At 65.0% G+C, this 12,641-nt stretch carries 13 protein-coding genes; 10 read left to right on the forward strand and 3 right to left on the reverse strand.

Annotation, left to right across the window (positions count from 1 at the left end):
- The first annotated feature begins 14 nt into the window (after positions 1–14).
- The gene (locus ACZ1A1_RS23400) at positions 15–1,856 is read left to right on the forward strand and encodes a CHASE2 domain-containing protein (RefSeq protein ID WP_463621858.1); all 1,842 of its coding nucleotides are present in this window, start codon (positions 15–17) and stop codon (positions 1,854–1,856) included.
- Here ACZ1A1_RS23400 and ACZ1A1_RS23405 read toward each other — a convergent pair.
- The gene (locus ACZ1A1_RS23405) at positions 1,853–2,491 is read right to left on the reverse strand and encodes a FecR family protein (protein WP_463621797.1); all 639 of its coding nucleotides are present in this window, start codon (positions 2,489–2,491) and stop codon (positions 1,853–1,855) included. The genes ACZ1A1_RS23400 and ACZ1A1_RS23405 overlap by 4 nt on opposite strands.
- A gap of 145 nt (positions 2,492–2,636) precedes the next feature.
- Positions 2,637–3,671, reverse strand: coding sequence for a proline racemase family protein (locus tag ACZ1A1_RS23410; RefSeq protein WP_463621798.1), 1,035 nt, complete (start codon positions 3,669–3,671; stop codon positions 2,637–2,639).
- Positions 3,672–3,811: 140 nt separating this feature from the next.
- Here ACZ1A1_RS23410 and spdA point away from each other — a divergent pair, with 140 nt between their 5' ends.
- Positions 3,812–4,618, forward strand: a complete 807-nt coding sequence (gene spdA / locus ACZ1A1_RS23415) for a 2', 3'cyclic nucleotide phosphodiesterase SpdA (protein WP_463621799.1) — start codon at positions 3,812–3,814, stop codon at positions 4,616–4,618.
- 123 nt (positions 4,619–4,741) lie between these two features.
- Complete coding sequence (locus ACZ1A1_RS23420; protein ID WP_313194664.1) at positions 4,742–5,377, forward strand: DUF1236 domain-containing protein; 636 nt, start codon at positions 4,742–4,744, stop codon at positions 5,375–5,377.
- A gap of 44 nt (positions 5,378–5,421) precedes the next feature.
- Here ACZ1A1_RS23420 and ACZ1A1_RS23425 read toward each other — a convergent pair whose 3' ends face one another.
- Positions 5,422–6,669: an alpha/beta hydrolase gene (locus tag ACZ1A1_RS23425; RefSeq protein WP_463621800.1), complete on the reverse strand. Its 1,248-nt coding sequence runs from the start codon at positions 6,667–6,669 to the stop codon at positions 5,422–5,424.
- Between the two features lie 361 nt (positions 6,670–7,030).
- Here ACZ1A1_RS23425 and ACZ1A1_RS23430 point away from each other — a divergent pair, with 361 nt between their 5' ends.
- The 7 genes from ACZ1A1_RS23430 to ACZ1A1_RS23460 all read left to right on the forward strand — a co-directional run bounded on the left by ACZ1A1_RS23430 (position 7,031) and on the right by ACZ1A1_RS23460 (position 12,480).
- Positions 7,031–8,227: a tyrosine-type recombinase/integrase gene (locus tag ACZ1A1_RS23430; RefSeq protein WP_463621801.1), complete on the forward strand. Its 1,197-nt coding sequence runs from the start codon at positions 7,031–7,033 to the stop codon at positions 8,225–8,227.
- A complete protein-coding gene (locus tag ACZ1A1_RS23435) occupies positions 8,224–8,943 on the forward strand; it encodes a hypothetical protein (protein ID WP_463621802.1) in 720 nt (239 codons plus the stop codon). Before ACZ1A1_RS23430 ends, ACZ1A1_RS23435 begins: the two co-directional genes overlap by 4 nt.
- A gap of 163 nt (positions 8,944–9,106) precedes the next feature.
- Complete coding sequence (locus tag ACZ1A1_RS23440; RefSeq protein ID WP_313526358.1) at positions 9,107–9,301, forward strand: helix-turn-helix transcriptional regulator; 195 nt, start codon at positions 9,107–9,109, stop codon at positions 9,299–9,301.
- 227 nt (positions 9,302–9,528) lie between these two features.
- Complete coding sequence (locus ACZ1A1_RS23445) at positions 9,529–9,828, forward strand: winged helix domain-containing protein (RefSeq protein ID WP_463621803.1); 300 nt, start codon at positions 9,529–9,531, stop codon at positions 9,826–9,828.
- Positions 9,828–10,154 (forward strand): hypothetical protein, encoded by a 327-nt coding sequence (locus tag ACZ1A1_RS23450; RefSeq protein WP_463621804.1) that lies wholly within the window; start codon positions 9,828–9,830, stop codon positions 10,152–10,154. The genes ACZ1A1_RS23445 and ACZ1A1_RS23450 overlap by 1 nt, the downstream gene beginning before the upstream one ends.
- Complete coding sequence (locus ACZ1A1_RS23455) at positions 10,151–11,581, forward strand: replicative DNA helicase (RefSeq protein WP_463621805.1); 1,431 nt, start codon at positions 10,151–10,153, stop codon at positions 11,579–11,581. The genes ACZ1A1_RS23450 and ACZ1A1_RS23455 overlap by 4 nt, the downstream gene beginning before the upstream one ends.
- Complete coding sequence (locus ACZ1A1_RS23460; protein WP_463621806.1) at positions 11,581–12,480, forward strand: hypothetical protein; 900 nt, start codon at positions 11,581–11,583, stop codon at positions 12,478–12,480. The genes ACZ1A1_RS23455 and ACZ1A1_RS23460 overlap by 1 nt, the downstream gene beginning before the upstream one ends.
- The last annotated feature ends 161 nt before the right edge of the window (positions 12,481–12,641 follow it).

Below are 12,641 nucleotides of genomic sequence, written 5' to 3' on the forward strand. Positions count from 1 at the left end.
CCACCGGCCAGATGATCGCCAAGAAATACAGGCCCCTTGCCGCCGGCGTCGCCGCCAGCCTTGCCGGCGCGCTCGCCCTCTTCGCCCTCGGCGAGACGGCGCTGGAGCGCCAGCGCGAATCCTATTTCGATGCACTCACGCAGGCGATGCCGACGGCGCAGAGCGACCGGATCCTCGTCGTCGACATCGACCGCAAGGCCTTCCAGGGCGCGCCGAACAAGGACTGGACGCGGGCCGAAACGGCCGCTTTGGTCGACCGGCTCGCGGCGGCAAGGCCGGCGGCCGTCGCCTTCGATTTCATCTTCAGCACGGATTGCGCGGCGGAAGAGCCGGCCAATGCCGCCCTTGCCGGCGCCATCGGCCGGGTGCCGACCGTGCTCGGCTTCCTCATCGGCGAGACGCCGGACGGCGCGCCGCATCCCGTTCCCAAGCTCGCCCTGCAGCGGCCGGTCGGCGTGCCGGACCTCTGGTTCATCGAGGGGACGGAGAGCTCCTGCGTCTTCCTGCAGGACAGGTCCACGGCGGCGGCCGCCGCCTTCCTCGTCGGCGATGAGGATGCCGTGGTGCGCCGCGTGCAGGCCTATGCCATCGTCGGCAATGCGGCCTATCCGGCGCTCGGCGTGGAGGCCGCCCGGCTTGCGGCGGGCGCGCATACGCCCGTCCTCGGCGGCAATCCCGCCTGGCTGCGGCAGGATTCGCGCATCCTGCGGCTCGACGAGGACGGCAGCCTGCGCTTCGTGGCGAGCGGCCCCGCAGCTATCGCCGCGCGCACCTTCTCAGCCGGCGACGTGGTTGCCGGGCGCGTGCCGGCCGAGCGGATCGCCGGCAAGGTGGTGCTGATCGGCAGCAGCCTGCCCAATCTCGGCGGACTTCGCACCAGCGCCTCCATGACCCTCGAACCCTCCGTGCAGATCCATGCGGACGTGGCGAACGCCATCCTCACCGACCGCATCCCGACGCGGGACCTCGGCCTCCTGCCGCTGGAAGCCGGCTTTGCCTTCCTTGCCGGGGCGGCGGCGGCGCTCGCGGCGGCGCGGCTGCGGCCGGTCGGCGCGGCGGTGGCCGGCATCGGCCTCATCGGCCTCGTCTTCGGCGCTTCCGTGCTGCTCTATGCGCGCACGGCGCTGCTTTCGGATGCGGTTGGCATCTCGCTGATCGTGGCGACGGCGGCGCTCGTCACCGGCCTCCTGCAATATGCCCATGTGCGCCGCGCCGAGGCGACGGCCCGCCTGCGCTTTGCGCAATACCTGCCGCAATCCGTCGTCTCGCGCTATATCGACAATCCCGACCTCGGGCGCGTGGCGGGCGAGGAACGGCAGGTGACGGCGCTCTTCACCGATATCGAGGGCTTTTCCGCGCTCGCCCAGAAGATCGGGCCGCACGACCTCGTCAGGCTGCTCGACATCTACTTCTCCGAGGTGAACGCCCTCGTCGCGCGCCATGGCGGCATGGTGGACAAGGTGGTGGGCGATGCGGTGCATGCGCTCTTCAACGCGCCGGACGATCTCGACCGGCATGTCGACAAGGCGCTCGCCTGCGCCGACGAGATCCGCACCCTGACGGAGGAGATGCGCCGCCGCCCCGCCTTCCTCGACAAGGATTTCGGCCGCACGCGCATCGGCGTCGAGACGGGCATGGCGGTGCTGGGGGAAGTGGGGACCGGCGGCAAGCTCGACTATACAGCCCATGGCGATGCGGTGAACCTCGCCGCGCGGCTGCAGGATGCCAACAAGTTCCTCGGCACGCAGATCTGCGTCGGCCCGCGCGCGGCCGGCGAGACCGGCCGCACGCTGCGCGCCATCGGCAGCCACGAGATCCGCGGCTTCGGCACGATGGCGCTTTTCACGCTGGATTAACGGATGCCGACACTCGCATAGGCCTCGCGGATGCGGGCCTTGCCCCATTGCGTGACCGCGCCGGGTGCCTCGCCCGGCGCCCGGATTTCGACGCCCTCGCCGCGGCCGACCGCCTTCATCACGCCGCCGCCCGTCACCTCGACGCGGCCGTGCTCGACGAAGACGGCGAAGACGCCGCGATTGGGGCCGGCGAAGAATTTCGTGCCGCGCACGCCGATCATGCCGAAGGCGGTGCGCATGGTGAGGTCGATCTTGGCGAGGCCTTCCGGCCGGTCGAAGACCATCTGCCCGGTGCCGAGCTCGATGGTGCCGCCCTGGCCGGCGATGAAGGTGTCGATCAGGAGTTCCGTCTCACTGCCGAGCAGGAGGCTGGTATCCTCGCCGAGGGCGAGTTCCGCGAAGCTCTCCTTGCCCGTCGAGACGAAGTCGCGGTCCATCAGGCTCGCGCCGGCCTTCAGGCCCTCCAGACGGTTCGCCTGACGGCGGCTGACATTGCCGGTGATCTCGACGGCCTTGCCGATGATCGCATTGGCCTGCGTGGCACGGATGCCGATGCCCGTCAGCGCCAGCGCGCCGCCGGCGATGAAGAGCCTTCGGCTGACAAGAATGGGGCTCAGGGCGTTGAGCGTTCGCATCGGGGTGCCTTTCGCGGACGGGCCGGAAACGGATTGGACCTCACGGAGGCCGGCGCGTCAATCGCACGCCGCCCTCCCGGACACTCTTATGCGCTTTCGCTGCCGCCGCCTCTGTTCCCGGGGAAACAGGGCGGGGCCAGAGGCCTTAGCGGATCTCGCCGGCCTGCGGGCCCCAGGTATCCGTCATGGCGAAACCTTCCGCCAGCGGATCGGTCGGATCGAGCGCGATCTGGTGCAGGCCGAAGGTCCAGCCGCGGCCGGTGATGGTGGGGATGATGGCCTTGCGGCCGGCGACCTCGGTCTCGGCCTGCAATCCGACTTCGAACTCCGAACCGATGATCGAGCGCGAGCGGAACGTGTCGCCCACCTTGGCAAGGCCGCGGGCATGGAGCGTGGCGAGGTTGGCGGAATTGCCGGTGCCGCAGGGCGAGCGGTCGACGCGGCCCGGCCACATGGTCGTGGCGGTGCGCACGAGGCCGTCCGGGTCCCGGTCGCGGAACATGACATAGGCGACGCCGTTGATCTCGGGGATTTCCGGATGCACGATCTTCATCGACTTGTTGATGAGATCCTTCAGCGCCATGCCGGTATCGACGAGCGCGCGGGCATTGGCCTTCTCGATCTTCGTGCCGATCTGGTCGACATCCACCAGCGCATAGAAGATGCCGCCATAGGAAATGTCGAAGCGCACGCGGCCCCAGTGCGGCGTGTCGATCTCGACGTCCAGTTCCTGGACGAAGGACGGCACCATGGTGAGCTTCACCTTCTCGCAGCGCCCGTCGCGGCAGGTCGCCGTCGCCTTGACGAGGCCGGCGGCCGTGTCGAGCACGACGACGGTTTCCGGTTCCTTCATCTCGACGATGCCCGATTCGAGCAGCGCCGTGGTGACGCAGATCGAGTTGGAGCCCGAGGAGGCATGCGCCTGGTCGGCCTGCAGGATGATGAAGCCGGCGTCGGCCTCCGGGCGCTTGGCCGGCACCAGAAGGTTGACCGAGCCGGTCGCGGCCGCGCGCGGCTCGAGGCACAGGAAGCGGCGCAGGCTATCGTCGACCGTGTTGATATAGTTGAGCTGCTCGGCGATCGAGTTACCGGGGATCTTCGGCACGCCGCCGATCGCCACCTTGCCGATCTCGCCCTCGCAATGAACGTCCAGCAACTGGATCGTGCGCTTCCATCTCATGTCGATATGCTCCGTTCTCGCCGGCCGCCCGGCTGCTTTCCCTCTGATATATCAGATCGCCTCGCGTTCCAACAGCTTTTCATGCGACAGGTTCGCGCGCTACGAAGATGGGACCACGACCGTCCCGCCAGGAACTCTTCATGACCAAGCTCATCGTCTTCACCGACCTGCACATGGTGCCCGAGGGCGCGACCATCATCGGCCTCGATCCCTACCAGCGGCTCTTGGCCGGCATCGAGCATGTCAACCGCTACCATCCCGACGCCGACCGCGTGATCATCACCGGCGATCTCACGCACCGGGCCGACACGCTGTCCTACGAGCGCCTGCACGGCCTTCTCGCGCGGGTCGTGCCGCCCGTCGCCATCACCATCGGCAACCACGACTATCGCGACCGCTTCCTCGAGACCTTCACCCATGTCCGGCCGGACGAGAACGGCTTCGTGCAGCAGTCCATCGATTTTTCCGACTGCCGGGTGGTGCTGCTCGACACGCTCTTCGCACCGCCCTACGACTATCCGATGAGCCATGCCGGCTATCTGTGCGAAAGGCGCCTCGCCTGGCTCGACCGGGCGCTTTCCGGCGCGGACGGGCGTCCCGTTCTCCTCTTCATGCATCACCCGCCGCACAAGACAGGCTTTACCGGCATGGATGCCATCCGCCTCGGCAACGAGGATGCCTTCTACGAGCTGGTGCTCCGCCACGGCAATGTCCGGCACATCTTCGCCGGCCATGTCCACCGCACGATCGGCGGCTCGCATCGCGGCATTCCCTTCTCGATCTTCAAGAGCCCGGTGCACCAGCAGCCGATGCCCTTCGACATGCCGAACGCCTCGCTCTCGGTCGACGAGCCCGGCGCCTACGGCATCGTCGTGGTGACCGAGGAGGGCCTGCAGGTGCACAACGAGGACTATGAAATCGCGCGGCGCGACCCGGAAATCGCCTGAGGCCGCCGATTAACGCGCGTTACACATCGTGATGCCCCGGCCGCCTTCCGCAGGAACCGGTCCGGCCAAGCGACGTTGTCTCCGCCGAAGGGGTGGGAAACCCGATTTTCGAAGGAGAAGAACATGCGCAAGATTCTCATGGCCGGTGCCGCCCTGGCACTTCTCGGCGCCACCGCCGCCCATGCGGACGACCGCGACAAGGAGGTTCTCGGCGGTGCTGCCGGCGGGGCCGCGGGGGCTGCGGCGGGCGCCGTGGTCGGCGGCCCGATCGGCGCCGTCGTCGGCGGCGTGGCCGGCTTCGCCATCGGCGCGGATGCCGCCGTTCCGGACGACGCCCGGGTCTATGTCATGGAAAATCCGACGCCGCCCGTCATCCTCGAAGGTCCGGTGACGGCCGACACGCGCTTCGACGACAGCGTGACGCTGGCGCCGATCCCCGAGCATCCCGACCTTGCCTATGTCTATGTCGACAACCGCCCGGTCATCGTGCGCACCGATAGCCGCCAGGTGATCTATGCGCCGGACGTCCAGGCCACCGGCAGCATCTCGCCCGACATTCCCGAGACGACGATCACCTATGTCGAGCGGCACCCGGTCGATCCCGTCATCCTGGAAGGGCCAGTCGAGGCCGGCATGGTGGTACCCGATACGGTGCAGATCGTCGACGTGCCGGAAAACCCGAACTACGGCTATATCTATGTCGACCAGCGGCCGGTCCTGGTGGACCGCGGCTCGCGCCAGGTGATCTGGGTGCGCTAAAGCATCCCGCTAAAGATGGAGGCGGTCCCGGCGGGGTCGCCTTTTCACTGCCCGACGGCGGTCACCGTCGTATCCTCGACGGAATTGCCGAGGCGGCGCCATTGGTCGTCGTAGTTCCTGCGCGTCACCGGATCGAAGACGGCGATGGGGGTCGAAACAACGATGCTCGCCGCGCTGCCGACCGTCTGGGCCGTGCCGAGCGCCACGGCGCCGAGCCGCTCGCCGAGACCGACCTGCGAATCCGTGACGGACTGGCCATCGATCAGGCGATTGCCGATGAGGCGAACCACCTCGGGGCTCTCGGCAAACTTGCCATGATTGAGCCGGTCGCCGGATTTCAGCGCCGTGAGGTCGATCACCGTGATGCCCTGCTTTTCCAGCATGGAACGGTAGGGCTCGGCGGCGGGGTTGATCTGGCCGAGGCGGTCGACATTGCCGGAGATGCGGCGCGAGAGCGTCAGCGCCCGGTCGTCGCGCGAGACGAAGAGCGTGAACTGGGGCCTGTCCGGCCCGATGGCGCGAAGCTGCTGGCCGAAGACGTCGACGTCGAGGTCGGGCGAGGCGAGGATGACCTGCTGAATCTTCTTCGGCACGCGCCCGTCGCGGATCGCCATCTGGCGCAACGTCTCGACGGCAAGCCACGTGCCCATGGAATGCGCCATGATGGTGATCTCGCCGACCTCGGGCGTATCGACCGCCGCCCGCAGCAGCTCCTCCAGCGCGTCGCGCGAATAGTTGGTGCTTTCCTTGTCGTAGGAATAATCGAAGATGCTGGCGCGCGAGGGCCAGGTGAAGATCACCGGGGCGGCATCCGTCTTCGAATCGTGCACGATCTGCGCAAAGCGGTAGACGGCATCCTCGTAGCGGTTGTTGAAGCCGTGCACGAAGACGAGTACGCGCCGGCTCTTCGGCAGGTTATGGTCGAGCCAGGCGCGGGCGGCTTTCGCGCTTTCGACGGGCTTCACGCTGACGGTCGAGAAATCCTTCATCGGATCGGCCGGCAGCTTCTTCGGCCATTGCACCTGGCCGATCTTGCGGTTGGCGTCCGGCGGTATGGAGATGGCGATGTCGCGCAGTTCCAGCTGGGAGCCGCGCTCGCCGGAGAAGAGGACGCCCGGCTGGCTCGACGGCGCGCGGGTGGTCGCGACCAGCAGGTCGACCTTGGAAACGCCCGGCGGCGTCTCGCCGCTCGGCACCAGCACGCCTTCCGGCCGGCCGGCGCAGCCCGCCAGCACCAGCAACCCGGCGAAGATCACGCGACGCAATACGCGCGGCATAACGCGGCTCGTCATGTCCCGCTTCCTTCCGCTTTCCTGTTTTCGCCGGCGCCGTGCACGCACCGTTCGCACCTGCTTAGCCGAGCGGCGGGCGGTTTTGAAGAGAGGCGATGCGGACTAGGAAGAACGCGACCAGCGAGAGGCCGTCCCGCGTGGCAGATCGGCCACGGCAAGGCGCCCCGTCGAAGACGGAACCGGCATTCATGAAGCGAGGAAGAAATGGCGCACCCGAAGTTCGCCATTCGGTTTTCCGAGGAATTCCGGCGAATTCTCCCTAAGTCCTGAGAAATCAACAAAGCTCCCCCTTTCATTGTCCGAGGTGTTCCGGTAACGTTCCAAGCGTTCCGAAACGCATTGGGGGAATGGACGGGGGAAGATGAGCACGCTTAATCGCCGCCCCGAGAAGGCCCTGACGGCGCAGCTCGTCAAGAACGCTTCAAAGCCGGGAAAATACTTCGACGGGCATGGCCTCTATCTCCGCGTTGATGATGGCGGCGGCCGGTATTGGGTGCAGCGGATCGTTATTCGCGGCAAGCGCAGGGAGATAGGCTTAGGGCCGGCCTCACTCATCACTCTGGCAGAGGCACGCGCGGTTGCCATAGAGAACCGCAAGGCCGCTCGGGCTGGCGGAGATCCTATCGCGGACAAGCGGCAGGCGAAGGCCATCCTCACCTTTGAGGAGGCGGCAAAGCGCGCCCATGCTGAGCTTTCACCAACGTGGAAGAACCCGAAGGACCAGGCGGCCTTCCTCTCCACCTTGGAGAAGCATGTCTTCGGTCGCTTCGGCAAGGTGCTTATCTCCGAGGTGACGAGCGCCGACATTCGCCAAGCCATCCTCAGTGCGAGGAAGACGGCACCGGAAGTCGCGCGCAAGCTGACCTTCCGCATCTCGGCCGTCTTCAAGTGGGCTATTGCGGAAGGCATGCGGGGGGATAATCCAGCCCTTACCGGCGCGCTCGCCCTGCCTCGGCAGGAAAAGGGCGCAGGGCAGCGCAAGGCCCTGCCCTATGAGGATGTGAACGCATGCATTGCCGCTATCGCATCGAGCGGCGCAAGCCTCTCGACCAAGCTCGCCCTCGAAATGGTGGTTCTGACCGCCTGCCGATCGGGTGAAGTGCGCGGCGCGCGATGGGATGAATTCGATACCGCGGCCAAGGTTTGGACGATCCCCGAGGAGCGGATGAAGATGAAGAAGCTTCACCGCGTGCCGCTCTGCAAGCGAGCGCTCGAAATCCTTGAGGAGGCGAAGAAGCTGGACGACGGCAGCGGCCTTGTCTTCCCCGGCACCAAGGAAGGCCGGCCGCTCAGCGATATGACGCTCAGCAAACTGGTGAAGGAACAAGGCTTCCCGGTCGATGTGCATGGCTTCCGCACCTCGTTCCGCACATGGGCGCAGGAACGCACCAACTTCCCCCGAGAGGTGGCAGAGGCCGCGCTTGCGCACCTTTCCGGCGATGCGGTCGAGCGCGCCTACGCCCGGTCGGACGTATTCCAGAAGAGGCGCAAGATGATGGATGCTTGGGCGGCGTTCGTGGCGGAAGCCCGCAGGGATAACGTGGTGAGGATCGGATGAGCAGACAATTCGTGCCGCCGGGCTACGTCACCTCGTTCCAAGTTATCGAGGTTGTGGCGAACCATCTCTTTCCTCAGACTGATGAGGAGACGACACAACGCGACACTGAACCCAAATCGCAACCGCCATCGACCGATACTCACCGCGATTCGGATCCTTTTGCAGCGGTCGTAAAGGATGGATTGAAATCGCCCCCACGAGCCGCACCGCTGTTTTCGGCATACAAGCCCCAAGCCGAGGTTTTGACTGCGGAAGAGGAAAAGCAGATTTTTGAAGTGCTGCATCGTCTCCGCTCAATGCTTTACGCAGAAAAACTCGCAGCCTTTTATCCGTCACCCTTTGGCGGCGGGCTCACAAGCATATCGAGTAGCTTTTGGCTCAGCGACGATGCCGACGGAACGCTGGCGAGCGGGCGATACTGGCCGTTCGGCGTCAACCAATCCTATCGAGACAATAAACCGAACGGACAGATATTCTTCAAGGAAGGGGCAATCGAAGCGGTATTGAGTGCGCCGTCCGATCAGGGGGCCTCAATCGCGCCACGGGTAGGGCGGCCGCAAAAAGCGGATTCGGCAGTGGCGGCATATGACGCAATCTATCCGCAGGGCCATCGCGTTACGGGCGATGGGTGGAAGGATGTTGCACGGAAGGTTTCGGAGCGCCTGGGCGAGTCCGTTTCTGAGGACACTATCCAGCGTGCGTTGAAATCCGGCTGACGCCGCAAAACCTCACCGCAAAACCGCAAAACCCTCCGCAACAATCACCGCAAAAAGGGCAAAATCCCACGTCCGGGTTTTGCCCTTTTTGCTCGTCTGTCCATGCCGCCGTTCCGGCGTCATTCCTGCTCGGGTCTTCCAATGACTTCCGACAGGAACCGACATGTTAGAAAAACATCTGAGACTTCCCGCTGTAATCGATGCGACAGGCATGAGCCGCAGCACGATTTACGACATGATGAGCGCAGGCAAGTTCCCGCGCCCTGTGAACCTCGGAAAGCGCCTCGTCGCCTGGCCGGAAAGCGCCATTGCTAAATGGCTTTCCGAACGCGCCGCCAACGCGCAGATGGCCGCGTGAGGCCTTCCCATGACAGCTCCAATGGAAAACCCGGCAGCGCGGGCAAGCGCTAACCGGGTTCCTGAAATCGCAGCAATCGCCAAACCGCTCGATATCTGGAACCCTACTGAATCCGCCCCAAAAACTCAATCGGAATTGCTGGCGGCTCGATCCGTCATGCGTAGGTTTCGCGTGTCCTACTGGCACGCCCTCGTCATCGGCCGCCTTTCCGGTCTCGGAGGTGCAGCATGACGAAGAAACTCACCATTACAGCCCGCATCGTTCCCGACGGCAAGCCCATGACCGTCGTCGGCCGCGATGCCTGGGCGCTGCGCAACCTCGTCAAAGCCGGCGAGGCGGGATGTACCCCGATTGACCATCCCGGCCCGCGCTGGAGCCACTATGTCTTCAAGCTGCGCGGCTTCGGCTTCCTCATCGAGACCGTGAACGAGAACCACGGCGGCCAGTTCGCAGGCACCCATGCCCGCTATGTGCTCCGCTCCAACGTGGAAATTCTGCGCGAGTCCGATGGACGGGAGGCCGCGTGATGGCCGATATCATCTCTTTCCCCGGCCCGACCTCCGATCCCGAGATAGATAGGCTTATCGACTTTCTCGAGGATGCTGGCCTGACGGTGAGCATCATCCGCAATAGCGGCAATTGGAAAGGCGAACTGGCCTTCTCGATGCTCGGTGCCGTCTGCCGAAACACTCCCGACGTGCTCGCCGCGATGTCCGAATTGAATGTCCGGTTCATCAATGATCCTGCGCTTCGCCAGTCCATGTATCAGCAGTTTTTCGGCATCGGTGCCCTCTACTACGAGGCAAGCACCTCCTCCGCGCTCGCGTTCCATGAGGTGGAGAGCGGCCGATGAGTACACCCCTCGACGCGAGCTATATCCCCGAGCTAGAGCAGGAGGTGCTTGGCGCTCTTCTCCTCTCGGGTGATGCCCGGCTCGTCCCGCGCTTGCTGGATCCGGGGCATTTCATTGAGCCATTTCACGGCGATATCTTCGCCAGCATCCAGCAGGCCGCCGCGCAGTACAAATCGGTGCGAATGGATCTTGTGCGCAACGTCCTAGCCGCGACGGGCGATATGGAGGCCTTCGGCAAGCCTCTTGGCATTTCGGTGCCGGAATACCTTTCCCGGCTCGTCGGCGGCACCGTGCGCGGCGTTGCGGGGCTCAAGGACAGCGTGCCGGCCCTCCTCCATCAATGGGGCCGGTTCTCCATCGGACGCGAGGCCGAGCGCCTGCTTATCGCTGCCGCCGATCCCGGCACCAGCCCGACCGAACTTATCCGCACCGCGGCGACTGCCTTCGACGATGTTTCATCGACGCTTCGCAGCGGCCGGCACCGCAAGACCCTTCACACCATAGCCGAGGCATCAGAGGACGCCTTGAGCGCCGTCGCAGAGGCGATGCAGCGCGGCAGCGGGCTCACCGGCACCACATGGGGCTTGGCCGACGTGAACCGCGCGACGGGCGGGATGCAGCCGGGCGAGATGATCATACTCGGCGCGCGCCCCTCCATGGGGAAAACAGCCGTCGCCCTATCGATCGGCATTCAGGCGGCGCGGGCCGGTGCCGGCGTCGGCGTCATCTCCCTTGAGATGGGGGCGAGGAGCCTCGCCATGCGCGCCCTCACCGATATCGCGTTCGATGACCACGGCACCATCGCCTATAGCGACTTGCTCACCGGCCGCGTGTCGGAAGCCGATTACGAACGCATCGTCCTGGCGCAGCGCAGGTTCGACGCCCTCCCTCTCCTGATCGAAGACGCATCGGGCCTGTCCATGTTGGACATTCGCACGAAGTTTGAGCGGATGGCCGAGAGTGCAGAGCGCAACGGGACGCCGCTCCGGGTGCTTGTGGTCGACTATCTCCAGCTCATCGCCGCATCCACGCGATACCAGGGCAACCGGACGGCCGAAATCAGCGAAATATCCGCCGGCCTGCGCAATCTCGCCCGAGAGCACGGCATCGCCGTCCTTGCGCTCTCGCAGCTCTCCCGGCAGGTCGAGAGCCGCGACGACAAGCGTCCCATGCTCTCCGACCTGCGCGAATCGGGGTCCATCGAGCAGGATGCCGACGTGGTAATTTTCCTCTACCGGGAAGCCTACTACCTCGGGAAGACGAAGGGCAAAGACCCAGACGCCGAGGCCGACCGGGTTGCGAAACTGGCCGAGTGCCAGACCAAGCTTGAATTCATCATCGCCAAGCAGCGCATGGGTGCCACCCGAACAATCGACTTGTTCATAGACGTCGCCAGCTCCTCGGTGAGAAACGCAGTGAGGATGTAATGGCCCGTATCCGCACCATAAAGCCGGAATTCTTCAAGCATGAAGGCATCTTCGATGCGGAGCAGGAAACCGGCCTGCCTCTGCGATTGGCCTTTGCCGGGTTGTGGACGCAATGCGACCGTGAGGGCCGGTTTGCATGGCGACCGCGGCAGCTCAAAGTGGACATCCTTCCTTACGACGACGTGGATTTTTCACGCGTGCTCGACGCGTTGGCCACGCGTGGCTTTGTCGTGAAGTACGCGTCGGGCGGGCGTGAATTCGGGGCCATCCCGTCGTGGCATCGGCACCAAGTCGTCAACAATCGGGAAAAGGCCAGCGAATTGCCTGAACCGGCTGAAATCGTGGAGGTATCTGACGCGTCGGGCACGCGTGAGCCACGCGTGGGGCACGCCGGGAAAGAGGAAGGGAAAGGAAAGGAAGGGAAAGTATATAGTCCGGTCGCGAACGACACGGACCATGCAGGCGGGAAAAAGGGCAAGACGAGCTATCCCGAGGCATTCGATGCCTTCTGGGCCACCTATCCGAAGACCCCCAACATGGCGAAAAAGGAAGCCTTCGACGCATGGAAGAGGCTGACCGACGAAGAGCGGAAACAGTGCATCCGTGCCATTCCCGGCTATGTCGCCTACCTCAAAACCAAGCCCGACCTTGAGACGATCCATGCTTGCAGGTTCATCAGCAAGCGGCGCTTCGAGGGATATGCCCCGGCACCGGGCGAGCATCCGGCCGCCGTCGATGACGAGAAATGGCTGAAGCGCCTTCGCTATGGTCGAGCGCAAGGAAAGTGGTCAACCGCATCATGGGGGCCGCGCCCCGGTGAGCCCGGAACCCTCGTCCCGCCTTCGCTGCTGGAAAGCGGCGACGGTGAAGGCTGGCAGGAGATGGAGGTGGCCGCGTGACCTCGCCCCTTCCCGACCCGAGAGCGGAAATCATTCGCCGCGCCGCGCGCTGGCTTGCAGATCAGCCGGCACCGGCCGCCCATGTCGTGCCGACCCTGCGAGAGAGGTTCGGCCTCAATGCCCTCCAGGCATGCGAAGCAATCGCGCTCGCCCGCAGTACG

The sequence above is a fragment of the Shinella sp. R2-11 genome (genome assembly GCF_055330205.1).